The sequence below is a fragment of the Carboxylicivirga marina genome, assembly GCF_016612505.1.
GTDB lineage: Bacteria > Bacteroidota > Bacteroidia > Bacteroidales > Marinilabiliaceae > Carboxylicivirga > Carboxylicivirga marina.
The window spans coordinates 1-1391 of sequence record NZ_JAENRR010000143.1 but is presented as its reverse complement, the minus strand read 5'-3'; the positions used below and the strand labels follow the sequence as shown (position 1 = coordinate 1391).

Below are 1391 nucleotides of genomic sequence, written 5' to 3'. Positions count from 1 at the left end.
ATGATAACTCATTGTTATTCTGTATATTTAAGACGCAGGAAGTCAGAATAACTTTACTGATTTTCGATTAGAAATCACAGAAAATATCAATTATGAGCTTGACACAACGGAGTTCCATCGCGACACCACAGATGGTCGCGAAAAAAAACTTTTTGTCCGCAAGCGAGAACTTACTTTAAAAAATGTCATCCTGTTAATCATGTCATTACAAAGTGCTGTTCAACGCGATTTAGATCGCTTCTTTACTAAACTAAATTCATCTTCCTACACTATTCGTAAAGCTAGCAAGGGTGCTTTTTCTCAGGCACGGGCAAAAATTAACGAGAAGGGATTTATACGCCTTAATAGAGTTGTTATAAATACATTTTATAGGCGCGGCGTTGCAAAGCTTTGGAAAAATCACCGTCTAATTGGCGTTGACGGTACAAGGCTGATGCTACCTAACCATCCAACAATAAAAGAGGAGTTTGGTACCTGCAAATTTGGCCCCAAATCAGATAGCGAACGTTCCATGGCGACGGGCTCTATGTTATTCGATGTTTTAAATCAACTCACACTGGATGCCAGGCTTTCACCATACAAAAAGACTAATGGGAAGAGTGCCGGTGAGCGAGCATTACTTCAACAGCATTTACCGTCATTGGAGAAAGGTGACTTGTTGATTATGGATAGAGGCTACCCATCCATAGCCTTGTTTTTCATGCTAATTGCCAGAGGAGTTGACTTCTGCGCAAGAATGAAAACTGGTTGGTGGAAAGTTGTTCGTGAATTCAGGGACAGTGGTGCAAAAGAACAGTTTGTCGAATTTTCATTGCCTAAATCACAACGAGATAAACTAAAAGAGTTCCCAGAGTGGACGTACAAAATAATCAAGTGCCGATTGATACGTGTAGAACTTGAACATGGCGAGGTTGAAATTCTTTGTACTTCGCTTACCGATATAGAAAAATATCCTCATAATGAATTCAAAGAACTTTACCATCTTCGGTGGAATCACGAAGAGGCTTACAAACTATTGAAAAACCGAATTGAGCTTGAAGATTTCTCAGGTAAAACTGCAAATGCGGTAAAACAAGATTTTCATGCAAAAATATTCTTACTGTCTTTAACGGCTGCTTATGCCCACCCAATTGAAGAACGTGTCAGGGAAGAATTTAGGGCTGACGAAAAAAGAAAGCATAGTCAAAAGATAAACCGTACTAATGCAATAGCCGCAACAAAGGATATTCTAATTGCCATGTTTGTCAAACGGCAATATTGTATAGCTATAAATGCCTTTGATGAAATTGTATACAGAACAAGGGAGCTTATCAGACCCAATAGATTATTTGAAAGAAAAAAGAAACCAAAGAAGTCTTACTCTATGAATTACAAACGATTATAAAGTCATG

1 protein-coding gene is annotated in these 1391 nt (G+C 38.3%); it reads left to right on the top strand.

Features of this window, described 5'->3' with window-relative positions:
* The first annotated feature begins 73 nt into the window (after positions 1–73).
* On the top strand, positions 74–1384 hold the full coding sequence (locus JIV24_RS22120; RefSeq protein WP_200467262.1) for an IS4 family transposase: 1311 nt from the start codon (positions 74–76) through the stop codon (positions 1382–1384).
* The last annotated feature ends 7 nt before the right edge of the window (positions 1385–1391 follow it).